The organism is Streptomyces sp. Sge12 (genome assembly GCF_002080455.1).
Taxonomy (GTDB): domain Bacteria; phylum Actinomycetota; class Actinomycetes; order Streptomycetales; family Streptomycetaceae; genus Streptomyces.
Map to the genome: position 1 here is coordinate 6203541 of NZ_CP020555.1, position 22523 is coordinate 6226063.

The following is a 22523-nucleotide window of genomic DNA, read 5'->3' on the forward strand; positions in this document are numbered from 1 at the left end:
CTCACTGCGCACGCCTCACCGCGCACCGCCCGACCGCACCGCCGCAAGCCCCCGCACGTACACCCCCGAGAGAACCGTGCCCCCCGAAAGGACGCCGCCATGCCGACGGGCAGATCCTCCACGCTCCAAGAACCGGCCGAGATCCGTACGTACAAGGGCCAGGACCGGGCCCTGCGCGCCGGCCGCCTCGGCACCGCCGGCCTGCTCCTGTCGGTGCTCGCCGCCAGCGCGCCCCTGATGGTGGTAGCAGGTGTCATGCCCACGACCTTCGGGGTCATGGGCATCGTCGGCCAGCCACTGCTCTTCGTCATCCTCGGCGCCGTCCTCGCGCTCTTCAGCGTCGGCTACGCCGAGATGAGCCGGCACGTCCACAACGCCGGCGCCTTCTACGCGTACATCGCCCGGGGCCTCGGCCCCACCGCCGGCGCGGCCGCCTCCCTCGTCGCCCTCGTCGCGTACAGCGCCATGCAGGTCGGCGTCTTCGGCATCCTCGGCTTCGAGATATCCGGCCTCTTCGCCACCTACCTGGACATCGAGCTCGCCTGGTGGATCCCGGCCCTGCTCGCCGTCGCCGCCACCGGGGCACTCGGCTGGCTCAAGATCGACCTCAACGCCAAGGTCCTCGGGGTCCTCCTCCTCGTCGAGTGCCTCCTCGTCGTCGTCTTCGACGTCGCCGCCATCAGCAAGCCGGCCGCCGAAGGCCTCTCGCTGCACGCCTTCAACCCCGAGACCCTCGGCGGAGCCGGCTTCGGCACCGCCCTCTGCTTCTGCATCGCCGCCTTCGTCGGCTTCGAGCAGTCCCCGGTCTACGCCGAGGAGACCAGCAAGCCGCACATCGTCGTCTCGCGCGTGATGTTCCTCGCCGTCGGCTTCGTCGCCCTCTTCTTCGCCGTGAGCGCCTGGGCCCTCACCGTCGCCACCGGCCCCTCCAAGGTGGTCGAGACCGCGGGCGAGGCGGGCCCCACCCTGCTCTTCCAGCTCACCGAGGCCCGCCTCGGCACCGCCTTCACCGACGTCCTGCACGTCCTCTTCGTGACCGGCATGTTCGCGGCCATGCTCAGCTTCCACAACGTCGTCGCCCGCTACGCCTTCGCCATGGGCCGCGAGGGCCTGCTCCCGGCCACCTTCGGCCGTACCAACGCCGGCACCGGCGCCCCCGCCACCGGCTCCCTCCTCCAGACCGGCATCGCCGCCCTCGTCGTGATCGCCTTCGCCCTGACCGAGGACAAGGCCCCCGCCGACCCCTCCCTCAAGGTGCAGCTGCCCGACCCCACCACCCCCGTCCTGCACCTGTTCACCTGGATGGGCAGCGTCGGCGCCCTCGGCGTGACCCTCCTCATGGCCGCCGCCTCCTTCGCCGTCATCGCCTTCTTCGTCCGCCGCGGCACCGCCGGCGCCCAGGTCTGGCGGCTCGTCGCGGCCGGCACCGCCGGTCTCGCCCTCCTCGCCATCGCCGTCTACACGGTCAAGGACTTCGGCGTCCTGGTCGGCGCCGAGAAGGGCTCCGCGCTCAGCTGGCTGCTGCCCGGCATCATCGCCGCCGCCGTCGTCATCGGGCTGGTCTACGGAGCCGTCCTGCGCCGCAGCCGCCCCGAGGTGCACGCCCGTATCGGCCTCGGGAACGAGGCCTTCCGGCTCGACCAGGCCGCGGAGGACACCCCGGGCGACTGACCTCGCTTTCCAGCCCCTACGAAGCCCCCGACACCCGTTTCCAAGGTCGTCGGGGGCTTCGGCGTGCAGGGGGTGCTTTTGGAGGGGAGCGCAGCCTCATGGTCTCCTGTTGCGACCAAAACACCCGGATCGCAGCACAGGGGACACCACCCGGCTCCCCTGCGCGGCGATCGGGGCACGGCCTTGTCCCACCCACGAAGGCGAAGTCCTACATGAGTGACCTGAGTGACCGCACCTTGACCGAGGCCCCCGCCCCGGCGCCGACCCGCCATGTCGACGCCGGCGACGAGGGCTACAGCAAGGACCTCAAGTCCCGCCACATCAACATGATCGCGATCGGCGGGGCGATAGGCACCGGCCTGTTCCTCGGCGCAGGCGGCCGCCTGGCCGGCGCGGGCCCCTCGCTCGCGATCGCGTACGCGGTGTGCGGAGTCTTCGCCTTCTTCGTCGTGCGGGCCCTCGGCGAGCTCGTCCTGTACCGCCCCTCCTCCGGCGCCTTCGTCTCGTACGCGCGCGAGTTCATGGGGGAGAAGGGCGCCTACACGGCCGGCTGGCTGTACTTCCTGAACTGGTCCACGACCACCGTCGCCGACATCACGGCCGCCGCGACCTACGCCCACTTCTGGTCGCTGTTCACGGACGTCCCCCAGTGGGTCCTCGCCTTCATCGCCCTCGCCATCGTGCTCACCGCCAACCTGATCTCGGTGAAGTACTTCGGCGAGATGGAGTTCTGGTTCTCCCTCGTGAAGGTCGCCGCGCTCGTCGTCTTCCTGATCGTCGGCATCTGGCTCGTCGCCACCAGCCACGACATCGGCGGCAGCACCCCGGGCCTCGGCAACATCACCGACAACGGCGGCCTCTTCCCCTCCGGCGTCCTGCCGATGCTCCTGGTGATCCAGGGCGTGGTCTTCGCGTACGCCTCCGTCGAGCTCTGCGGCGTCGCCGCCGGTGAGACCGAGAACCCCGAGAAGATCATGCCGAAGGCCATCAACTCGATCATGTGGCGCGTGGGCCTCTTCTACGTCGGCTCGGTCGTCCTCCTCGCCCTCCTCCTGCCCTACACGGCGTACAGCTCGGACCAGAGTCCCTTCGTCACGGTCTTCGACAAGCTCGGCGTCCCCGGCGCCGCCGGCATCATGAACCTCGTCGTCCTGACGGCCGCCCTCTCCAGCCTGAACTCCGGCCTCTACTCCACCGGCCGCATCCTGCGCTCGATGTCCCTGTCCGGCTCGGCCCCGAAGTTCACCGGCGTCATGAACAAGGGCAAGGTCCCCTACGGCGGCGTCCTGTTCACCGCCGCCTTCGGCGTCGCGGGCGTCGGCCTGAACTACTGGATGCCCGGCGAAGCCTTCGAGATCGTCCTCAACCTCGCCTCCATCGGCATCCTCGGCACCTGGGCGATGGTCATGATCTGCTCGCTGTTCTTCTGGCGCCGCGCGCAGGACGGCCTGGTCGAACGCCCCGCCTACCGCCTGCCCTGGGCCCCGTACACCCAGATCGTGACCCTCTGCTTCCTCGTCACAGTGCTGATCCTGATGTGGTGCGACGGCGGAGTCGGCCGCACCACGGTCATGTTCCTCCCGGCCATCGCCGCCGCCCTGGTCGGCGGCTGGTTCCTGGTCCGCGCCCGCGTAGCAGCCATAGCCGCCACCCACCACTGACCCACCCCCCGTCCCACAGGGGCTCCCGCGCCGGCACCCGGCGCGGGAGCCCCTGTGCTCGTCCCACCCGCGCACACCCGGGTCCCGTCGCGCTCCGTGTGCCCCTTGACACCCCCTCGCGGGCTGGTGAAGCTGATCCGGCTATGAGTCGATCTCAACTTCCCTCAGGTCAGGACCCGTTCACCGAATCCTCCGCCGCGCGCGCGGTGCTGGAGGCCGTGCGCCTCGCAGGCGCACCACAGCCCCACGACCTTGAGCTGCTGAGACTCGGCGAGAACGCCCTCTTCGCGAGTCCGGCGCAGGGTCTCGTGTACCGCGTCGCACGGTCAGACGGCCTCACCGCCAAGGTGGAGAAGGAGCTCGCCACGGCGCGCTGGCTCGTGGCGCAGGGCTTCCCGGGCCTGCCGCCCCGTGACGAGTTCCGGCAGCCCGTGTCCGCCGCAGGCCGTCTGGTCACTTTCTGGCAGTACGTGCCGCGCTCTCCGCGTGAGCCGCTCCTCACCGACCTGGCCGTGCTGCTGCGCGACCTGCACGCACTGCCCGCCCCCGATTTCCCGGTTCCGGTGCTCAACCCCTTCCCCCTCATGCGGGACCGGTTACGAGAGGCCGGCGCCGGCAGCTCCGACCGCACCGACGCGGCGGTCCCCGAGAAGGACCTGGCGTTCCTCGCGGCAGCCTGCGATGCCGGCGAAGGAGCGTTCAAGGACCTCGTCGCCGCAGACCCCGCCATCGGGCTCGTGCACGGAGACGCCCACCGGGGCAACCTCCTGAGCCGAGGCGACCGCGTCCTGCTCATCGACTACGAGGCCGTGGCGCTCGGCCCGCGCAGCTGGGACCTGCTGCCCACCGCCACCGCCGCAGACCGCTTCGGCCTCGCGCCCGCCGAGTACAAGGAGTTCTGTGCGGTGTACGGGGCGGACGTCACCCAGCAGCACGGCTACCGCATCCTGCGCACCGTGCGCGAACTCGGCATGACGACCTGGCTGATGCAGAACGTCCCGCACTCGCCGGCCGCAGCGCACGAGTTCGCCGTCCGCATGGACTCGCTGCGGAAGGGGGACCATGCCGCCCGGTGGCACGCCCTCTGACGACCGTGCCGCGCCCGTCCCGCCCGCCCCGGTCGCCGCACCCTTCGATCCGTATGTCTCACGTCTGGGCACCCGCCTGACCACGGTGTACGCCACATCATGGACCTACGCCCCCGACACCGCGAACGGCGGCGACGACGAGGCCGCCTCACTGAGCCCCTCCGCCCAGCTGAACCTGGGACGGCTCGCGAGCGCCTACGACCGCCACGCGGACCAGCTCCCGCGCATCCTGCACCGCGAGGGCCTGGACACGTCCCTCTTCACGGCCCGCCGGTGGAGCGCGGCCGGAGAGCCGCCACCGACCGTGGCAACCCTGTGGCAGTTCACGGCGCCGTCCGGGCAGATCCTCCTGGCGCTGACACTCGACCTCGCCGCACCGCTGCTCCGGTGCATCCCGCTGCTGGAGGACCTCTACTACGCCGACATCACCTTCGGCGGTGCGGGGGTGGAGGAGCTGGCCGCCTCCAGAATCGGCACCTCCCCCTCCGGGCTGCTGCCCGAGCGGCACCAGCTCGTCTTCCGCGCCTCACCCACGGCCGCCGACGTGCCCTCCCCGGACGAAGCGCAGCGGATCATCTACCGGGCCGACCTGCCGACGCGTCCCGGACTCAATGCGCTGTGCACACCGGACGAACTCAACCGCCGACCGACCACATCCGGCGTCCTCGGCCCCTACGTCAGCCTGTTGACCGGCCACCAGGACTACGTGGAGAACGCCGCGTTCCTCTCGGCCGTCCAAGCCGTCGCCTCGGCCGCCCGACTGCGCGAGATTCGGGTGCTGGCCGAATCGTACGCACGCCGCTTCCGGGCCCGCACGGACGCGAACACCCGGCCGCACGAACGGCGCACCCTCCTCGAACGCATCACGATGGCGCAGGGGCACCTGGAGCTGGAGCTCGGATACAGCGTCGAGATCCCCGCAGACCTCGCGACCCTGATTCCGTCCCTGAGGCCGACGTCCTACCATGCCGCACTGTACGAAGCCATGGGCCTCACCGACCGTGCCGCCGCAGTCAGCCAGACACTCCAGCGCCTGGGCAACGCCACAGCCGCCGAGCTGACGTCGGTCGAGTCCGCCGAGCTGAGGGCGGCGGACCGGCGCCGGGTGCGGACCGTCGTCGCCGTCACCTTCGTCACGACCGTGACGGCGACCCTGGGCCTGCTCTTCGCCTTCTTCGGCATCAACGCCGCCGAGGTCGACGAGCGGCGCTCGATGTTCGACCTCGCCTACGCCCCGGTGTACGCCCTGATCGCCGTCGTCCTCGTCTTCGGCTTCCTGCTGTACGCCGCCCTCCAGGCCTTCGACAGGGCGGCGCTGCGCCGCAGCCATTCGGTGCAGGCCCCGACCTGGCACGGTACGCACCGGCTGCTCGCGAGCGAACTCGGCACGGCCCTCCTGGACGGCCGCCCCACCCGCCTCCCGGAGCCGCGCGACCCGCCGAGCATCGAACGGGCGGACGCCCCACCCACCGAGCCCCTGCGCCGACGAGGATCGTGACGTCCTCGTCGGCCTCCGTGCCCCGCAGGACCGCGCTGTGTCAGGACCGGCGGGGGGACGGGGCTCGGTAGAGGGCCAGGAGGCTCAGGGCGAACATCAGGACGCCGAGCGGGACGTGGACCGACGGGACGCGGGCTATGCCCAGGATCACCTGTACCGAGGCCAGTACGAGGAACCCCGACGCGTACAGGATCGGCCGGGGCGATCCGCCGCCCGGGCGCCAGGCCAGGATCGCGGCGAGCACGTACAGCATCGACGCCCCGTACATCACGCGCGCTCCGATGCCGTGCAGCAGCTCGCCGTGGGACGAGGACAGCAGCAGCCCGGCGGTGACCGCCTGGAAGAACAGGGCAACGGTCTGCGCACCGACCGAGATCTGCACGAACGTGGCGGTGCGCGGCTTCTCCGTCGTCAGTGTGGCCATGGTGCGGCCCCCTCTTCTGCCTCGCGGCGTAGATCGATAAGGTCTCGGTAGTTCGACGACGTGGCCCTGCCGAATGTGAGGCGGGCCGGGGGGAGCGGTCGTGAGCACGAGTACGTCGTCCATCCCGGGGGGTGGCCGGTCCCGGTCCGACGTGAGCGTGATCGTCGGCGAGCGCGGGCACCTCACCAACCTCGCCTACCGGCTGCTCGGTTCGCTGGCCGAGGCCGAGGACGCCGTACAGGAGACCTACGCGCGCTGGTACGCGATGCCCAAGCAGCGGCAGGAGGCCATCGAGTCGCCGGGCGCCTGGCTGACGACGGTGGCCGGCCGCATCTGCCTGGACCTGCTCGGCTCGGCTCGGGCCCGGCGCGAGCGCTACGTGGGCGAATGGGTCCCCGAGCCGCTGCCCGACCGCACGGAGTGGACCGGCCGGCCGGCCGATGTCACCGATCCCGCCGACCGGGTCACCCTGGACGAGTCGGTGAACATGGCCTTCCTCGTCGTCCTGGAGTCGATGACCCCCGCCGAACGCGTCGCCTTCGTCCTGCACGACGTCTTCCGGTACCCCTTCGCCGAGATCGCCGAGATCGTCGGCCGGACCCCGGCCGCCTGCCGGCAGCTGGCGACCTCGGCCCGCCGACGCGTGCGGGCCGCGCAGGTCCCGGCGGCCGCGACCGCCGGACAGGCCGGTCTGGTGCGGGAGTTCAAGGAGGCGTGGGAGGCCCGGGACATCAAGGCCCTGGTCGGCCTGCTCGCCCCCGACGCCGCCATGATCGCCGACGGCGGCGGACTGGTCGGCGCCGCCCTGCGCCCGGTCGAGGGCGCCGAGCGCATCGCCCAGTACCTGATCGGCATCGCCGACAGGGCCCCCGGGCTGACGCTCCTGGAGCGCTCGGTCAACGGCCGGCCCGGCCTGGTCGCCCAGCACACCGGAGCCACCGTGACGGTGGCGGCGTTCGAGCTCACCGACGCCCGCGTCACCCGGATCTGGGCGGTCCGCAACCCGGAGAAGCTCCGCCCGTGGGCGAAGACCGGCCGGAGCTGACCCGCGCCGTGCTCCACCGGCAGCACATGACGAAAGAGCCGGTCAGAACGACTTTGCGTCGTTCTGACCGGCTCTTTCAGGTCCTTGGACCATGGTGTCCGAGGGGGGACTTGAACCCCCACGCCCGATAAAGGGCACTAGCACCTCAAGCTAGCGCGTCTGCCATTCCGCCACCCGGACAAGGTGTCTGTCTCGCGTCCCTCGCGGGCCGTTCCGACGTGGAAAACATTACCAAACATTCCGGGGTCCTCGATCACACCCCCGGACGACCGGGGATCGCCCTTGGGGAGAGCGGTCCGGAGCGGGAGGATGGGGACGTCCGGTACTGATCAGTGGGAGGAAGCAGCGTGAGCGAGTCGAGCGCGGGCAGGACCGTCTCCGGCGAGGACGAGGTAGTCGACCTCTGCCGGGACCTCATCCGGATCGACACCAGCAATTACGGAGACCACTCGGGCCCCGGGGAGCGCAAGGCGGCGGAATGGGTCGCCGAGAAGCTCGCCGAGGTCGGGCTGGAGCCGCAGATCTTCGAATCGCACAAGGGGCGCGCCTCGACCGTGGCGCGCATCGAGGGCGAGGACCCCTCGCGGCCGGCCCTGCTGATCCACGGGCACACCGACGTGGTTCCGGCCAACGCCGCCGACTGGACCTACGACCCCTTCGCGGGCGAGATCGCCGACGGCTGCCTGTGGGGCCGCGGCGCCGTCGACATGAAGGACATGGACGCGATGACGCTGGCCGTCGTGCGCGACCGGATGCGCAGCGGCCGCAAGCCCCCGCGCGACATCGTGCTGGCCTTCCTCGCCGACGAGGAGGCGGGCGGCATCTACGGGGCCCGCCACCTCGTGGACAAGCACCCCGGCCTGTTCGAGGGCGTCACCGAGGCCATCGGCGAGGTCGGCGGCTTCTCCTTCACGGTGAACGAGAACCTGCGGCTCTACCTCGTGGAGACCGCCCAGAAGGGCATGCACTGGATGCGCCTCACGGTGGAGGGCACCGCGGGCCACGGATCCATGACCAACAGCGACAACGCCATCACGGAGCTGTGCGAGGCCGTCGGCAGGCTCGGCCGCCACCAGTGGCCGGTCCGCGTGACCAAGACGGTGCGCAGCTTCCTGGACGAGCTCTCGGACGCGCTCGGGACCCCCCTGGACCCGGACAACATGGACGCGACCCTCGCCAAGCTCGGCGGCATCGCCAAGATGGTCGGCGCGACCCTGCGCAACTCGGCCGCCCCGACGATGCTCGGCGCCGGCTACAAGGTCAACGTCATCCCCGGCCAGGCGACGGCCCACGTCGACGGCCGCTTCCTGCCGGGCTACGAGGACGAGTTCTTCGCCGACCTCGACCGCATCCTCGGCCCGCGCGTGAAGCGGGAGGACGTGCACGGGGACAAGGCGCTGGAGACGGACTTCGACGGCCGGCTGGTGGACGCCATGCAGGGCGCCCTGAAGGCGGAGGACCCGATCGCGCGGGCGGTCCCGTACATGCTCTCGGGCGGTACGGACGCCAAGTCCTTCGACGACCTCGGGATCCGCTGCTTCGGCTTCGCGCCGCTGCAGCTGCCGCCGGAGCTGGACTTCGCCGGGATGTTCCACGGCGTGGACGAGCGGGTGCCGGTCGACGGACTGAAGTTCGGCGTGCGGGTGCTCGACCGATTCATCGACAACGCCTGAAATTCGGGAAGGTGTGCGCATTCCACTGAGAAGAGTGAATGCACTCATACGCTCGTAGCCCCGGTGATCCCTCCTCGTTACAGGTGTTGCGGTCCGCGGCTGGGACCGCATTGCCAACTAGGAGGAACAATGATCAAGAAGGTTGTCGCCGCTGCGGCTGCCACTGGTGGCCTGGTTCTCGCGGGTGCGGGCCTGGCCCACGCCGATGCGGCGGCGCAGGGTGCGGCCATCGGCTCGCCCGGTGTCCTGTCCGGCAACGTGCTGCAGGTTCCCGTCCACGTTCCCGTGAACGTGTGCGGTAACACGATCTCCGTCATCGGCCTGCTGAACCCGGCCTTCGGCAACACCTGCGTCAACGCCTGACGCGTTTGAAGTCTTGGGCCCCGGAGCGCATCCCAGCGCTCCGGGGCCACCGGGCTTTCCGGCCCGGATTTCCCTCTCACTTTCGGCGTACCGGGCGGGGGAGCCCGGACGGCCGGGCCATCGAACGATGGCCGAAACGCACACACCAGGGGACGAGTACAGATGCGACGACCGGCACAGGTCACCAGGAAGACCCTGATCACCATGGCTGCCGCGGGGGGTGTTCTCGCGCTGGGCGGGGGCTACGCACACGCGGACTCCGGCGCCTCGGGGCACGCCGCGAACTCTCCGGGCCTGCTGTCCGGGAACAACCTGCAGGCGCCCGTGGACGTACCGGTGAACGCCTGCGGGAACACGGTGACGGTGGTGGGAGGCCTCAATCCGGCCTTCGGGAACCACTGCGCCAATGGATCGGGCCACAGCAAGCCGAAGCCGCCGAAGCCGCCGAAGCCGAACCACCCGGGTCACCCCGGGCACCCCGGCCACCCGGGCGGCGGCGACGAACCGTGCGACGACCACCCGGGCAACCCCGGGAACCCGGGTAACCCCGGCAATCCTGGGAACCCGGGCAACCCCGGCAACCCTGGGAACCCGGGGAACCCCGGCAATCCTGGGAACCCGGGGAACCCCGGCAACCCGGGGAACCCCGGCAATCCTGGGAACCCCGGCAACCCTGCTAACCCGGGGAACCCCGGCAACCCCGGCAACCCCGGCAACCCGGGGAACCCCGGCAACCCCGGTAACCCCGGCAACCCTGGCAACCCCGGTAACCCGGGCACCCCTGGTACGCCCACCCACCCCGGTACCGGTTCCGGCACCCCGGTCACGCACCCCGGGCCGGGTGCCGGGAACGGCAACCCCGGGCAGGCGGGCGGGCTCGCCGCCACCGGGTCCGGTGACGTCCTCACCGCCGGGCTCCCGCTCGCGGGCGGCCTGCTGCTGGCCGGCACCGTGCTCTACCGGCGCGCCCGCAACGCCGCCTGACGGGCCTTCACGACGCGGGTCCCGCCCCCGGGACCCGCGTCACCAGGTCGCGCGGACCTGGCGGATGATCCGGCGGCGCAGTCGCACACGGCGACTGCCGTCCCGGTACAGGCTCAGGCGGTCGAGCTCCCAGTTCCCGTACTCGGCATGGTCGGTCAACAGGCGGGTCGCCTCGCTGCGAGGGACACCGCGGGGCACGTACACGTCGACAAATTCGTATTCCGGCATCGCATCTATTGTGCGGGCAGAGGCCTGCTACGGATAGCGTCTGCTCTATGTCTGATGCCGCTCTTCCCACTGTTGCCGAGGTACGCGCCGCCGCCGAGGCGGTCAAGGCCGCGCTCGACCGTCACCTCGCCGCGGTCGAGCGCAGGATCGGGGACGAGGATCCCGACGTCTACGCCGCGTTCAACGAACTCGCCGCCGCGTCCGAGGTGTACGACGAACTCCTCTACGACCGCTACGACGAGGTCACCCCCTTCGAGATCCCCACGCCCGAGGACGGCGTGCCGTACACCGGCCCCGCCGAGCCCGCCGCCTTCAGCGTGCTCATCCGCCGCGACTACGCCGTCGTCGAACCGGCCCGGCTGGTCGCCCAGGCCGAGCGCGTCGCCGCGCACGACCGGGACGCCGAATTCGTGAACGACGGCGGCAGCGCGGAGGCGCTGGGCGTGCTCTTCGGGGAGTACGAGCCCGACGAGATCGCCTCCCGTTACAAGGACTTCGGGCTGGAGGAGGGGGACTCCACCCTCTGGATCGCCGCCTCGGAGGAGGTGGCGGAACCGGGGGAGTGGCTGGGTTCGCCCTTCGGGCACATCGATCCGCAGGACGTACTGCACCGGTTCGACGTCAGCTCCGTCTTCGACGAGGAGCACGACGAGTTCGACGAGGACGAGGAGGAGGCCGCGACGCCGGGCCTGACCCCGGCCTGACCCGGCCTGACCGCCGCTCGCCACCGTGGCCCCCGCCCTCCGAGGGCGGGGGCCACGGCCGGCTCACTCCGGCTGCGCGCCCGCCGTCGCCAGGGCCGTCAGCAGCCCCGTCAGCCGGGTCGTACGCGGCTTCGCCGGTACCTCGGCCACCGCGCGCGGCAGCGCCTGGTCGACGCCGTGCACCACGGACAGGTGCCGCTCGGCGCGGCCGAACGCCGTGTAGACCCAGTCCCGCGACAGGGCCTGCGCCGCGTCACCCGGCAGTACGACGACCACCGCCGGCCAGCGCGCACCGACGGCCTGATGCGCCGTCACCGCCCAGCCGTGCCGCACCTGGGACTCCACCAGCTCCTTCGGTACGACGATCCGCGCGCCCGCACGGTCCAGGTGCAGGCCCTCGGCGTCGGCCGACACCACCCGGGCCGGCAGGGCCCGCCCGGCGGACGGCACGTGGACGACCCGGTCGCCCGGGTCGAAGCCGCCGAACCGGCCCGGGCCGGGGTTCAACCGCTCCTTCAGGGCCGCGTTCAGCGCGCGGGTCCCCGACGCACCGCCGTGGCCCGGGGTGATCACCTGCACCCCGTCCGCCGGGATCCCGAAGGCCCGCGGCACCGACTCGGCCACCAGTTGCACCGTCCGGTGCACGGCCTCCCCGGCGTCCTGCACGGGGACGATGACGACCTCCTTGCCGGGGGCCTCGACCTGGTTCAGCTCCCCGATCCCGACCCCCGAGACGAGCTCGCCGAGGGGGCCCGGGTCGGGGGTGCGGGAGACCAGCTGCGGGCAGGTACGGGCCGCCAGCACATCGGCGAACACCCGCCCGGCCCCGGCGGATCCGAGCACACCGGGGTCCCCGGAGAGCACCAGCCGGGCCCCGTCCGGTACGGACTCCACCAGCGCGGCCGCGCTCTCCACGTCCAGCTGCGGCGCGTCCAGCACCACCAGCAGGTCCAGCGCGAACTGCCCGTCGGCGTCCCGCCCGGGCCCCTCGGCCCCGGACAGCAGCTCCGCCACGGTCACCGCGTCCGGACCGCCCGGGGCGTGCCCGGCCAGGCAGACGCGCAGGCCCAGTTCCCGGGCCGCCGCGGCCAGGGCGAACGGCTCGGCGCGGGCGGCCTCGCCGCCGGTGTGGGTGACCAGGCCGTGCCCGGCGACCGTGCGGATCAGCTCGGCGGCCGAGGGGCTCGGCGCGGCCCCCGCCGCCCGCTCCCACTGCGCCGCGTCGTCGAACGTACCGGCGGCCAGCCGGGCCAGGCCGTCGGCCAGGCTCTCCTCGGCCATGGCGGCGCCCTCCAGGCCCACCAGCACCCGTACCGGCTGCTCCGCGTCCTCCGAGCCCTCGTCGACGGGCGGCCCCAGCGGCTCGTGGAAGACGAGCACCGAGCCCTCGGCGACGGCCTGTTCCAGCGCTTCGGCGGGGTCCGGTACGCCGTACTGGGCCAGCGCCTTCTCCAGTACCGGAGCCTCCAGAGCGGTGTGCCCCTTCAGCCCGGCCCGGGCCAGCAGCCAGCCCACCACAGCGGTGGTGCGGCGCTCGTCCCCGGGACCGGCCTCGGGGCCCAGCAGGGCCCGGGCGAAGCCGTCGGCCTGGGCCGGCAGCACGGCCGGGACCGACAGCAGTCGCCAGGGGTTCTCGGTGAGCTGCTCGGCGGCGTCCTCGCCCAGGGCCGCCGCGGCGGGGCCGGCCAGGGCCTCGGGTGCGCCACCGCGGGCCAGCACGGCCCGTACGCCCTCGACGGCATCGGCGGAGGGCGCGGCTGCCGCTGCCGGGGTGGCGGCGGGGCGGGGGGCCGGGGGAGCGGCAGCGGCGGGTGCGGGCGCCCTGCGCGGCGCGGCCGGGGCCTCGTCGAAGTACACGGCGGAGGGCTTCGCGCCGCTCTCCACGGCCCTTACGGCGGCCAGCAGGTCGGCGGCCGTCCCGCTGAGCTTCGCCCCGGCCTCGACGGGCGCCTCCCGCTCGGCCTTGCGCCGGGCGATGCGCTCCCGCTCGATCTTCTGCGCCGCCAACTCGGCCTGGGCCTCGGAGAGCGCGGGCGCCGCCGGGGCCTCGGCGGCCGGCTCGGCGGTGTCCCCGTCCCCGCCTTCGGCGGCAGAGTCCGCGGCGGCTCCGTCCCCGCTCCCGGCGGCCGGGTCCGCGTCCGGCCCGGGCCCGGCTTCAGGCTCGGCTTCAGCCTCGGTCACGGCCGCGGCCGCGGGCTCAGGTTCGGGCGAGGCTTCCGCGGCTGCTGACGGGTCGGCCTCCGGGGCGGCCGGGTCCTCCGCGGCAGCGGTGTCGGCCTGAGGGTCCGTACTCACAGCGTGCTCCAGTCCTGATCGGGGTAGCGGTGCACCGGAACCGAAACATCGTCCAGCGCCCGGCAGATCTCCTCCGGAAGACTAAGGGCCTCCACCGACAGTGCCGCCGCGAGCTGCCCGGACGTCCGCGCGCCGACGATCGGCGCCACCACCCCCGGCCGGTCCCGGATCCACGCCAGGGCGACCTGGAGCGGGGTCACCGCCAGCCCCTGCGCCGCCGTCACCACCGCGTCCACGATCCGCCCCGCGGCCTCGTCGAGGTACGGGTCCACGAGCGCGGCCAGCGACTCCGACGCGCCCCGGGAGTCCGCCGGGGTGCCGTCCCGGTACTTGCCCGTCAGCACCCCGCGCCCCAGCGGCGAGGAGGGCAGCAGGCCGATCCCGAGGTCCAGCGCGGCCGGCAGCACCTCCCGTTCCACCCCGCGCTGGAGCAGCGAGTACTCCATCTGCGTCGAGGCGATCCGGGTGCGCACCCCGGGGGCCGCGAGCTGCCAGGTCGCCGCCTTCGCGAGCTGCCAGCCGCAGAAGCCGGCCAGCCCCGCGTACCGGGCCCGGCCGCTGCTCACCGCCAGGTCCAGGGCCTGGAGGGTCTCCTCCAGCGGGGTCGCCGGATCGAAGGCGTGCACCTGCCACAGGTCGACGTAGTCGGTGCCCAGCCGCTCCAGCGAGGCGTCCAGGGCCGCGAGCAGGTGCCCGCGCGAGCCGTCGAACCGCCGGTCCGGGTCCGGCACGCTGCCCGCCTTGGTCGCGATCACCAGGTCCCGGCGCGGCACGAGTCCGCCGACGAGCCGTCCGAGGAGGTACTCCGCCTCCCCGCCGGCGTACACGTCGGCGGTGTCGACGAGTGTGCCGCCCGCCTCCCAGAAGGTCTTCACCTGCTCGGCGGCGGCTTCCTCGCCGGTGTCGCGGCCCCAGGTGAGGGTGCCGAGGCCGATCCGGGAGACGCGCAGTCCGGTGCGGCCGAGATGCCTCTGCTCCATGAGCGCTGAGACTACTGGGGCGCTGACGCGAAGGACCCTGGCGCGCTACAGTCCCCGCACACCAACGTTACTGATCGGTAAACCGGTAAGGGGACGACACATGCGGCTCGGCATCAATCTTGGTTACTGGGGCGCGGGCATGGACGCCGACAACCTCGCCGTCGCCCAGGAGGCCGACCGCCTGGGTTACGACGTCTGCTGGGCCGCCGAGGCCTACGGCTCCGACGCCCCGACCGTGCTCGCCTGGGTCGCCGCCCAGACCGAGCGCATCGACGTCGGCTCGGCGATCATGCAGATCCCGGCCCGCCAGCCCGCGATGACCGCCATGACGGCGGCCACCCTCGACTCGCTCACCAAGGGCCGCTTCCGGCTCGGCCTCGGCGTCTCCGGCCCGCAGGTCTCCGAGGGCTGGTACGGCGTCAAGTTCGACAAGCCGCTCGCCCGCACCCGCGAGTACGTGGAGATCGTCCGCAAGGCCATGACCCGCGAGCGGCTCTCCTACGACGGCGAGCACTGGACCCTGCCGCTGCCGGGCGGCCCGGGCAAGCCGATCAAGCTGACCGTGCACCCCGAGCGCGAGCACATCCCGCTCTACATCGCCGCCATCGGGCCGAAGAACCTGGAGCAGACCGGCGAGATCGCCGACGGCGCCCTGCTGATCTTCCCGGCCGCCGAGCACCTGGAAGCCACCGCGCTCACCCACATCCGGGCGGGCCGCGAGAAGGCCGGGCTGACCATGGAGGGCTTCGACGTCTGCCCGACCGTGCCGCTGGCCCTGGGCGAGGACGTGAACGCGCTCGCGGACATGTTCCGCCCCTACACCGCCCTGTACGTGGGCGGCATGGGCAGCCGGAAGCAGAACTTCTACAACCAGCTGGCGCAGCGCATGGGTTACGAGAAGGAAGCCGCCGAGATCCAGGACAAGTACCTGGCGGGCGACAAGAACGGCGCGGCCGAGGCGGTCCCGCACTCGCTGATCGACTCGACCACGCTGCTCGGCCCGGTCGCCCGGATCGCGGACGGCATGCGGGCCTACGCGGAGGCCGGGGTCACCACCCTCACGCTGGCCCCGGCCGGCTTCACACTGGACGAGCGGATCGCCGCCCTGCGCGCCGGCACCGAGGCCATGGAGCTCGCGGGCCTCGCCTGATCGGGGAGGCCGGCGCGGTGGTGTCCGCGCCGGTCCCGCGCCGGTCCACGCTTCTGCGGCCGTGGTGGGGGCTCGGGGGGTCTTCCCCGCCACGGCCGACACAGCGAACAACGCCGTGGACGCCCGCCGGGTTACGCGATGCGGCCGAACCCCCGATTTCGTTCATTCGGACGAGTAGTGCGACCCATCGGTTGCCCGCCCCGCCGACCGGCGTTTGACTCGTTGCATGCTCTCTGCCCGCAGCCTGTTCCAGGAGATCGTCGACCACGACGACTCCTTCCAGCTGTTCTGCTCCATCGCCGCCAGCGGGGAGACCCAGGGCGGCTGGGAGAACGCCCGTATCGCGGCACTGGTGCCGGACGGCATGCGCCACCTCGCGCCCAAGATCACCCGACACGGCGCCGACGAGGACAAGCACGGCCGCATCTTCCAGGCGCTGCTCCGCAAACGCGGCCTGCCGCCGGTCCCGGTACCACCCGAGACCGACTACACGATGCTGCTGGAGCGCCGCGGGATCGGCCTCGCGCACGACAAGCTGCGCCGCGAGGAGGCGCTGACCGAGGAGGACATCGTCGTCTACCTCGCGCACAGCCGCGTCACCGAACAGCGCGCCGCCGACCAGATGGACATGCTGGTCAGGTACTTCGGTGACCACCCCGAGGTGGGCCGGGCGATCCACATGATCAGCCAGGACGAGGACAACCACCTCTCCTACTGCCACGAGGAACTGCTGCGCCTGGTCCGGTCCGGCTACGGACGGACCATCCAGCGGGTGCTCCGCGAGAGCGCGCTCGCCGAGATCGCCGTCTACCGGGACGTGAGCCTGGCCGTCATGGCCCACATGGGCCGGCTGCTGCACTGGCCCGCCCCGAAGGCGGCCGCACTCGCCGCCGGCATCCGCGCGATGTACGCGTACGAGCGCTTCAGCGGCTGGCACCGGATGGTGAACCTGCGGATGCCGGAGCACCTGGACGCACTCGGCGGCGCACCGGCCGGCACGCCCGGCCACGCCCACGCCCCGCGCGAGAGGGAGCTCAGAGCCAGCCCCGGCGCTTGAACATCCGGTGCAGGCCCAGACAGGCGCCCGCCATCACCACCAGCACCGCCGGATAGCCCCAGACGTGCCCGAGCTCCGGCATGTGGTCGAAGTTCATTCCGTAGATCCCCGCCACCATCGTGGGGACGGCTGCCATCGCCGCCCAGGCCGAGATCTTGCGCATGTCGTCGTTCTGCCGCAGGCCCATCTGCGCGAGGTGCGCGGACAGCGCGTCCGACAGCAGCCGGTCCAGCCCCTCGATGTACTCGTTGGCCCTGGTCAGGTGGTCCGCGACATCACGGAAGAACGGCTGCGCGTGCTCGTGGACGAAGGGGACCTCCCCGAAGGCGAGCCGGTCCATCGGCTGGAGCAGCGGGCTCGTCGCCCGCCGGAACTCCAGCACCTGCCGCTTGAACCCGTAGATCCGGGCGGCGGTGTTCTTGGTGTCCGAGGCGTTCGGGGCGAAGACCTCGGCCTCCAGCTCCTCCAGGTCCGACTGGAGTTCGGCCGCCACCTCGATGTAGTGGTCGACCACCGCGTCGGACACCGCGTACAGCACCGCCGTCGGGCCGTGCCGCAGCACGTCCGGCTCCTGCTCCAGCCGGTGGCGCACGGCAGCCAGCGGGGCCCCCTCGCCGTGCCGGACCGTCACCACGAACGAATCCCCTATGAAGACCATCAGCTCGCCCGCGGTCACCGTGTCCGTGGCCTCGTCGTACTGCACCGGCTTGAGGACGACGAACAGCGAGTCGTCGTACACCTCCAGCTTCGGGCGCTGGTGCGCGGTCAGCGCGTCCTCCACCGCCAGCGGGTGCAGGCCGAACTCCTGGCGGACGTGTTCGAACTCCTTCTCCGTCGGCTCGTGCATGCCGATCCAGAGGAAGGCGTCACCGGTCGCCCGGGCCTGGTCGAGGGCGTCCGAGAAATCGGCCGGCCCCTCGGTACGGCGGCCGTCCCGGTAAATCGCGCAGTCCACAATCACGCGGGGCATTCTTCCCTGCCCGCGGCCCGCCCGCACGCTCCGGGCAGCGCATACGCTGGCCCCATGGCCACGCTGATCCTCGTACGACACGGGCGGTCCACCGCCAACACCGCCGGGCTGCTCGCCGGATGGACCCCTGGGGTGGCGCTCGACGAGCGCGGCGCCGAGCAGGCCGCCGCACTGCCGGGCCGGCTGGCGGGGGTGCCCCTGGCCGCCGCCGTCACCAGCCCGCTGCAGCGCTGCCGGGAGACCCTCGCACCGCTGCTGGCCGCCCGGCCGGAACTGGAACTCCACACCGACGAGCGCATCGGCGAGTGCCACTACGGCGAATGGTCCGGCCGCAAACTGTCCGAGCTCTCCGACGAACCACTCATGAAGATCGTCCAGCAGCACCCCTCGGCGGCCGCCTTCCCCGGCGGCGAGTCCATGCGCGCCATGCAGGCACGCGCGGTCGAGGCCGTACGGGACTGGGACGCGCGGATCGAGCAGGAGCACGGGAGCGACGCCGTCTTCCTGATGTGCTCGCACGGCGACATCATCAAGTCCCTCGTCGCGGACGCCCTGGGCATGCACCTCGACCTCTTCCAGCGCATCCACGTCGACCCCTGCTCGGTGACCGCCATCCGCTACACCGCCACCCGGCCCTTCGTGTTCCGCCTCGGTGACACCGGAGACTTCGGCTCGCTCGTACGGCGCCCCGCCGCACCGGAGCCCGTCGCCTCGGACAAAGACACCGAAGACGCCGGCGACGCCGTCGTGGGAGGCGGCGCGGGCGCGGCTTGATCGCACGGCGCAGTAGGGTGGACGGGCCCACCCAGGGCGCGGATCTGCCCCTGCCGCCGAGACTTGGAGACTGGACGTGCCCCGTCAGGTGTTCCTCTACGACCCCCCGGACCGCTTCGTGGCCGGCACGGTCGGTCTGCCGGGACGCCGTACGTTCTTCCTGCAGGCCTCCTCAGGCCCCCGCGTCACCAGTGTCTCCCTGGAGAAGACCCAGGTCGCGGCGCTGGCCGAGCGGATGGACGAGCTGCTGGACGAGGTCGTACGGCGCACCGGCGGCAACGCCCCGGTCCCGGCCGTCGCCCCCACCGAGGCCGCCGACACCGCGCCGCTGGACGTCCCGGTCGACGAGGAGTTCCGCGTCGGCACCATGGCCCTGGCCTGGGACGGCGAGGATCAGCGCATGATCGTCGAGGCCCAGGCGCTCGTCGAACTCGACGCCGACTCCGACGAGGACCTCGCCGAGGCGGAGGAGCGGCTGCTCCAGGACGAGGAGAACGGGCCGCCCATGCTGCGGGTCCGCCTCACCGGCGCCCAGGCCCGCGCCTTCGCCAAGCGGGCCCTGGACGTGGTCAACGCGGGCCGCCCGCCGTGCCCCCTGTGCAGCCTCCCGCTGGACCCGGAAGGGCACGTGTGCCCGCGCCAGAACGGCTACCGGCGCCAGGCGTGAGCGACACGGGGGAGCTGGAGGAGCTGCTCGCCGAGGGCGAGCTCACCGTCATAGGCCGGATCCGCGAGGCGTCCAACGCCGTCCTGCTGTGCAGTGTCACGTACGAGGGCGTCAGCGCCGACTGCGTGTACAAGCCGGTCAAGGGGGAGCGGCCGCTGTGGGACTTCCCCGACGGCAACCTCGCCCAGCGGGAGGTCGCGGCCTACCTGGTCTCCGAGGCCACCGGATGGGGCCTGGTACCGGCGACGGTGCTGCGCGACGGCCCGTACGGCGAGGGCATGGTCCAGCGGTGGATCGAGGCGGAGGAACCCGCTCCAGACGCTGCGGACGCCCCGCTGGGCCCCCTCCTCGGGCTCGTCGACGGGGAGGAAGCGGGGGAGGGCTGGAAGCCCGTCGCCCTCGCCGAGGTCGGTGAGGGACGCACCGCGCTGCTCGTGCACGCGGACGACCCCCGGCTGCGCCGCATCGCCGTATTCGACGCCGTGATCAACAACGGCGACCGCAAGGGCGGCCACCTGCTGCCCGCGCCCGACGGACGGCTCTACGGCATCGACCACGGGGTGACCTTCCACGCCGAGGACAAGCTGCGCACCCTGCTGTGGGGCTGGGCGGGCGAGCCCCTGACCGGCGAGGCGCGCGAGGTGCTGGCCGCACTGGCCGCCGGACTGGCCCCGGGAGCCCCGCTCGCCACCCGGCTGGCCGAACTGATCACGGCGGTCGAGCTGGCCGCCGTACGGGACCGGGTGGAGGTCCTCCGGCGCACCGGGATCCATCCGCGGCCCTCCGGGCAGTGGCCGGCGATCCCCTGGCCACCGGTCTGAACCAGCCACCGGCCGTACGCACAGAATCGGCCAGACCGCAAGAGTGCCGATCAAGACAACAGTGCAGGTCCAGTTCGTTTCCGGAACACCCGTCCGGTTAGGCTCGAGACATGCATGCCTGGCCCGCTTCTGAGGTCCCCGCCCTTCCTGGCAAGGGCCGCGACCTCCAGATCCACGACACCGCGACCCAGGGGACGATCACCCTCGACCCCGGTCCCGTCGCCCGTATCTACGTCTGCGGCATCACTCCGTATGACGCGACCCACATCGGTCACGCGGCGACCTACAACGCGTTCGACCTCGTACAACGCGTGTGGCTCGACACCAAGCGGCAGGTCCACTACGTCCAGAACGTCACGGACGTGGACGACCCGCTCCTGGAGCGGGCGCTGCGCGACGGCCAGGACTGGACCGAGCTGGCGGAGCGCGAGACCGCACTCTTCCGCGAGGACATGACGGCCCTGCGGATGCTGCCGCCGCAGCACTACATCGGAGCCGTCGAAGCCATACCCGGCATCGTGCCCCTGGTCGAGCGGCTGCGCGACGCCGGCGCGGCCTACGAGCTGGAGGGCGACGTCTACTTCTCGGTCGAGTCGGACCCGCACTTCGGCGGGGTCTCCCACCTCGACGCCGAGGCGATGCGGCTGCTCTCGGCGGAGCGGGGCGGCGACCCCGACCGGGCCGGGAAGAAGAACCCGCTGGACCCGATGCTGTGGATGGCCGCACGTCCGGGCGAGCCGAGCTGGGACGGCGGCTCGCTGGGCCGCGGCCGGCCGGGCTGGCACATCGAGTGCGTCGCGATCGCCCTCGACCACCTGGGCATGGGCTTCGACATCCAGGGCGGCGGCTCCGACCTGGCGTTCCCGCACCACGAGATGGGCGCGTCGCACGCGCAGGCGCTGACGGGCGAGTTCCCGATGGCCAAGGCGTACGTGCACGCCGGCATGGTGGCGCTGCACGGCGAGAAGATGTCGAAGTCGAAGGGCAACCTCGTCTTCGTGTCGGCGCTGCGGCGCTCCGGGGTGGACCCGGCGGCGATCCGCCTGGCGCTGCTCTCGCACCACTACCGCGCCGACTGGGAGTGGACGGACGAGATCCTCGCCGATGCCGTGGCCCGGCTGGAGCGCTGGCGCGCGGCCGTGTCCCGGCCGGACGGCATCCCGGCGGACGCCCTGGTCGAAGAGGTCCGCGAGGCCCTGGCGAACGACCTGGACGCCCCGGCCGCGCTGGCGGCCGTGGACCGCTGGGTCGAGCGGCAGATCGCCACGGACGGCGACGACGAGTCGGCCCCCGGCCTGGTCTCCCGCACGGTCGACGCCCTGCTCGGCGTGGCCCTGTAACCCGCTCGTCCCTGCCGATGCCCCCGGCCCCCGGCCGGGGGCATCGCGCGTTTCCGGACGCGGCGGGGACGGCACCGCGCAGCGGCACGCCCCCGCACGCGCCCGCCCGCGGCTACGCGCCCGGGGTGTCGTCCTCGCCGGGGGACGGGGCGGCCGGCGGCTCCGGATCCTCCCCGGAGGGGTCCGGCTTGCGCTTCGGGGGGCGGGGGAGACCCCCGCTCGTATCGCGGAGGTACGAGCCGTCGCCCGACTCGGCCGAGGGGGCCGCCGGATCGCGCCGGCGCAGGTACCGCTCGAACTCGCGGGCGATGGCGTCGCCCGAGGCCTCCGGCAGGTCGGCCGTGTCGCGGGCCTCCTCCAGGGTCTGGACGTACTCCGCCACCTCGCTGTCCTCGGCGGCGAGTTGGTCCACCCCCAGCTGCCACGCCCGTGCGTCCTCGGGGAGTTCGCCCAGCGGGATCCGGATGTCGATCAGATCCTCCAGCCGGTTCAGCAGCGCCAGCGTCGCCTTCGGGTTCGGCGGCTGCGAGACGTAGTGCGGCACCGCCGCCCACAGGGACACCGCCGGCACCCCGGCATGCGTGCAGGCCTCCTGCAGGATGCCCACGATCCCCGTCGGGCCCTCGTACTTCGTCTCCTCCAGGTCCATCGTGCGCGCCAGATCCGCGTCCGAGGTCACCCCGCTGACCGGCACCGGGCGGGTGTGCGGGGTGTCGCCCAGCAGCGCACCCAGGATGACGACCATCTCCACACCCAGCTCATGGGCGAAGCCGAGGATCTCGTTGCAGAACGACCGCCACCGCATGGACGGTTCGATGCCGCGGACCAGCACCAGGTCGCGCGGCTTGGCACCGCCGATCCGGACCACCGACAGCCGGGTCGTCGGCCACGTGATCTTCCGTACCCCGTTGTCCAGCCACACCGTCGGCCGGTTGACCTGGAAGTCGTAGTAGTCCTCGGCGTCGAGCGCCGCAAAGACCTCGCCCTTCCACTCCCGGTCCAGGTGTGCGACCGCACCGGAGGCCGCGTCACCCGCGTCGTTCCAGCCCTCGAACGCGGCCACCATGACCGGGTCGATCAGCTCGGGCACGCCCTCAAGCTCGATCACCCAGGTCTCCTTCCGAAGTTCC

At 72.4% G+C, this 22523-nt stretch carries 21 protein-coding genes and 1 tRNA gene; 15 read left to right on the top strand and 7 right to left on the bottom strand.

Going from position 1 to position 22523, the window contains the following annotated elements:
- Nucleotides 1-99: 99 nt before the first annotated feature.
- The 4 genes from B6R96_RS27855 to B6R96_RS27870 all read left to right on the top strand — a co-directional run bounded on the left by B6R96_RS27855 (nt 100) and on the right by B6R96_RS27870 (nt 5918).
- The gene (locus B6R96_RS27855; RefSeq protein ID WP_081523970.1) at nt 100-1671 is read left to right on the top strand and encodes an APC family permease; all 1572 of its coding nucleotides are present in this window, start codon (nt 100-102) and stop codon (nt 1669-1671) included.
- A gap of 221 nt (nt 1672-1892) precedes the next feature.
- On the top strand, nt 1893-3332 hold the full coding sequence (locus B6R96_RS27860) for an amino acid permease (RefSeq protein WP_081525295.1): 1440 nt from the start codon (nt 1893-1895) through the stop codon (nt 3330-3332).
- A gap of 143 nt (nt 3333-3475) precedes the next feature.
- Complete coding sequence (locus B6R96_RS27865) at nt 3476-4420, top strand: phosphotransferase (protein ID WP_081523971.1); 945 nt, start codon at nt 3476-3478, stop codon at nt 4418-4420.
- Nucleotides 4421-4505: 85 nt separating this feature from the next.
- Nucleotides 4506-5918 carry a hypothetical protein gene (locus tag B6R96_RS27870; RefSeq protein ID WP_159396374.1) on the top strand — a complete coding sequence of 471 codons (1413 nt, stop codon included), beginning with the start codon at nt 4506-4508 and terminating at the stop codon, nt 5916-5918.
- 40 nt (nt 5919-5958) lie between these two features.
- On the opposite strand, the gene B6R96_RS27875 is transcribed toward B6R96_RS27870, so the two are convergent.
- The gene (locus B6R96_RS27875; protein ID WP_030388709.1) at nt 5959-6342 is read right to left on the bottom strand and encodes a hypothetical protein; all 384 of its coding nucleotides are present in this window, start codon (nt 6340-6342) and stop codon (nt 5959-5961) included.
- Nucleotides 6343-6442: 100 nt separating this feature from the next.
- Between B6R96_RS27875 and sigJ the strand changes: the two genes are divergently transcribed.
- Nucleotides 6443-7387, top strand: coding sequence for an RNA polymerase sigma factor SigJ (gene sigJ, locus B6R96_RS27880; protein WP_081523972.1), 945 nt, complete (start codon nt 6443-6445; stop codon nt 7385-7387).
- A 92-nt stretch (nt 7388-7479) separates the two neighbouring features.
- On the opposite strand, the gene B6R96_RS27885 is transcribed toward sigJ, so the two are convergent.
- Nucleotides 7480-7567, bottom strand: a tRNA-Leu gene (locus tag B6R96_RS27885).
- A gap of 167 nt (nt 7568-7734) precedes the next feature.
- On the opposite strand from B6R96_RS27885, the gene B6R96_RS27890 reads away from it, so the two are divergent.
- The 3 genes from B6R96_RS27890 (at nt 7735) to B6R96_RS38705 (ending at nt 10407) form a co-directional block, all read left to right on the top strand.
- Nucleotides 7735-9060 carry a M20/M25/M40 family metallo-hydrolase gene (locus B6R96_RS27890; protein ID WP_030388707.1) on the top strand — a complete coding sequence of 442 codons (1326 nt, stop codon included), beginning with the start codon at nt 7735-7737 and terminating at the stop codon, nt 9058-9060.
- Between the two features lie 129 nt (nt 9061-9189).
- Nucleotides 9190-9423: a chaplin ChpH gene (gene chpH, locus B6R96_RS27895; protein ID WP_030388706.1), complete on the top strand. Its 234-nt coding sequence runs from the start codon at nt 9190-9192 to the stop codon at nt 9421-9423.
- A gap of 162 nt (nt 9424-9585) precedes the next feature.
- Nucleotides 9586-10407, top strand: coding sequence for a chaplin (locus B6R96_RS38705; RefSeq protein ID WP_107475596.1), 822 nt, complete (start codon nt 9586-9588; stop codon nt 10405-10407).
- Between the two features lie 39 nt (nt 10408-10446).
- Here the strand turns inward: B6R96_RS38705 and B6R96_RS27905 are convergent, their stop codons facing one another.
- Complete coding sequence (locus B6R96_RS27905; RefSeq protein WP_030388705.1) at nt 10447-10635, bottom strand: DUF5703 family protein; 189 nt, start codon at nt 10633-10635, stop codon at nt 10447-10449.
- A gap of 47 nt (nt 10636-10682) precedes the next feature.
- On the opposite strand from B6R96_RS27905, the gene B6R96_RS27910 reads away from it, so the two are divergent.
- Nucleotides 10683-11339, top strand: coding sequence for a hypothetical protein (locus B6R96_RS27910; RefSeq protein ID WP_030388704.1), 657 nt, complete (start codon nt 10683-10685; stop codon nt 11337-11339).
- A 63-nt stretch (nt 11340-11402) separates the two neighbouring features.
- On the opposite strand, the gene B6R96_RS27915 is transcribed toward B6R96_RS27910, so the two are convergent.
- Nucleotides 11403-13634: an ATP-binding domain-containing protein gene (locus B6R96_RS27915; protein WP_081523973.1), complete on the bottom strand. Its 2232-nt coding sequence runs from the start codon at nt 13632-13634 to the stop codon at nt 11403-11405.
- The gene (locus B6R96_RS27920; protein WP_081523974.1) at nt 13631-14614 is read right to left on the bottom strand and encodes an aldo/keto reductase; all 984 of its coding nucleotides are present in this window, start codon (nt 14612-14614) and stop codon (nt 13631-13633) included. The genes B6R96_RS27915 and B6R96_RS27920 overlap by 4 nt, the downstream gene beginning before the upstream one ends.
- A 100-nt stretch (nt 14615-14714) precedes the next feature.
- On the opposite strand from B6R96_RS27920, the gene B6R96_RS27925 reads away from it, so the two are divergent.
- Nucleotides 14715-15764, top strand: coding sequence for an LLM class F420-dependent oxidoreductase (locus B6R96_RS27925; RefSeq protein WP_030388701.1), 1050 nt, complete (start codon nt 14715-14717; stop codon nt 15762-15764).
- A gap of 226 nt (nt 15765-15990) precedes the next feature.
- Complete coding sequence (locus B6R96_RS27930) at nt 15991-16821, top strand: hypothetical protein (RefSeq protein ID WP_053705271.1); 831 nt, start codon at nt 15991-15993, stop codon at nt 16819-16821.
- Here B6R96_RS27930 and corA read toward each other — a convergent pair.
- Nucleotides 16799-17791, bottom strand: a complete 993-nt coding sequence (gene corA / locus B6R96_RS27935; RefSeq protein WP_030388699.1) for a magnesium/cobalt transporter CorA — start codon at nt 17789-17791, stop codon at nt 16799-16801. The genes B6R96_RS27930 and corA overlap by 23 nt on opposite strands.
- Before the next feature lie 54 nt (nt 17792-17845).
- Here corA and B6R96_RS27940 point away from each other — a divergent pair, with 54 nt between their 5' ends.
- From B6R96_RS27940 to mshC, 4 genes are all read left to right on the top strand, one after another.
- Nucleotides 17846-18565, top strand: a complete 720-nt coding sequence (locus B6R96_RS27940) for a histidine phosphatase family protein (protein ID WP_081523975.1) — start codon at nt 17846-17848, stop codon at nt 18563-18565.
- A gap of 76 nt (nt 18566-18641) precedes the next feature.
- Nucleotides 18642-19232: a DUF3090 domain-containing protein gene (locus B6R96_RS27945; RefSeq protein WP_081523976.1), complete on the top strand. Its 591-nt coding sequence runs from the start codon at nt 18642-18644 to the stop codon at nt 19230-19232.
- Nucleotides 19196-20053 carry an SCO1664 family protein gene (locus tag B6R96_RS27950; protein WP_081523977.1) on the top strand — a complete coding sequence of 286 codons (858 nt, stop codon included), beginning with the start codon at nt 19196-19198 and terminating at the stop codon, nt 20051-20053. Before B6R96_RS27945 ends, B6R96_RS27950 begins: the two co-directional genes overlap by 37 nt.
- 110 nt (nt 20054-20163) lie before the next feature.
- On the top strand, nt 20164-21393 hold the full coding sequence (mshC, locus tag B6R96_RS27955) for a cysteine--1-D-myo-inosityl 2-amino-2-deoxy-alpha-D-glucopyranoside ligase (RefSeq protein ID WP_081523978.1): 1230 nt from the start codon (nt 20164-20166) through the stop codon (nt 21391-21393).
- A 112-nt stretch (nt 21394-21505) separates the two neighbouring features.
- Here mshC and B6R96_RS27960 read toward each other — a convergent pair whose 3' ends face one another.
- On the bottom strand, nt 21506-22501 hold the full coding sequence (locus tag B6R96_RS27960; RefSeq protein ID WP_081523979.1) for a PAC2 family protein: 996 nt from the start codon (nt 22499-22501) through the stop codon (nt 21506-21508).
- Nucleotides 22502-22523 lie beyond the last annotated feature (22 nt).

Coding starts and splice junctions, on each gene's coding strand:
- B6R96_RS27925 (WP_030388701.1), top strand. CDS start 14,715: ATGCGGCTCGGCATCAATCTTGGTTACTGGGGCGCGGGCATGGACGCC.
- B6R96_RS27905 (WP_030388705.1), bottom strand. CDS start 10,635: ATGCCGGAATACGAATTTGTCGACGTGTACGTGCCCCGCGGTGTCCCT.
- chpH (WP_030388706.1), top strand. CDS start 9,190: ATGATCAAGAAGGTTGTCGCCGCTGCGGCTGCCACTGGTGGCCTGGTT.
- B6R96_RS27940 (WP_081523975.1), top strand. CDS start 17,846: ATGGCCACGCTGATCCTCGTACGACACGGGCGGTCCACCGCCAACACC.
- B6R96_RS27855 (WP_081523970.1), top strand. CDS start 100: ATGCCGACGGGCAGATCCTCCACGCTCCAAGAACCGGCCGAGATCCGT.
- B6R96_RS27920 (WP_081523974.1), bottom strand. CDS start 14,614: ATGGAGCAGAGGCATCTCGGCCGCACCGGACTGCGCGTCTCCCGGATC.
- corA (WP_030388699.1), bottom strand. CDS start 17,791: ATGCCCCGCGTGATTGTGGACTGCGCGATTTACCGGGACGGCCGCCGT.
- B6R96_RS38705 (WP_107475596.1), top strand. CDS start 9,586: ATGCGACGACCGGCACAGGTCACCAGGAAGACCCTGATCACCATGGCT.
- B6R96_RS27865 (WP_081523971.1), top strand. CDS start 3,476: ATGAGTCGATCTCAACTTCCCTCAGGTCAGGACCCGTTCACCGAATCC.
- B6R96_RS27930 (WP_053705271.1), top strand. CDS start 15,991: ATGCTCTCTGCCCGCAGCCTGTTCCAGGAGATCGTCGACCACGACGAC.
- B6R96_RS27910 (WP_030388704.1), top strand. CDS start 10,683: ATGTCTGATGCCGCTCTTCCCACTGTTGCCGAGGTACGCGCCGCCGCC.
- B6R96_RS27875 (WP_030388709.1), bottom strand. CDS start 6,342: ATGGCCACACTGACGACGGAGAAGCCGCGCACCGCCACGTTCGTGCAG.
- mshC (WP_081523978.1), top strand. CDS start 20,164: ATGCATGCCTGGCCCGCTTCTGAGGTCCCCGCCCTTCCTGGCAAGGGC.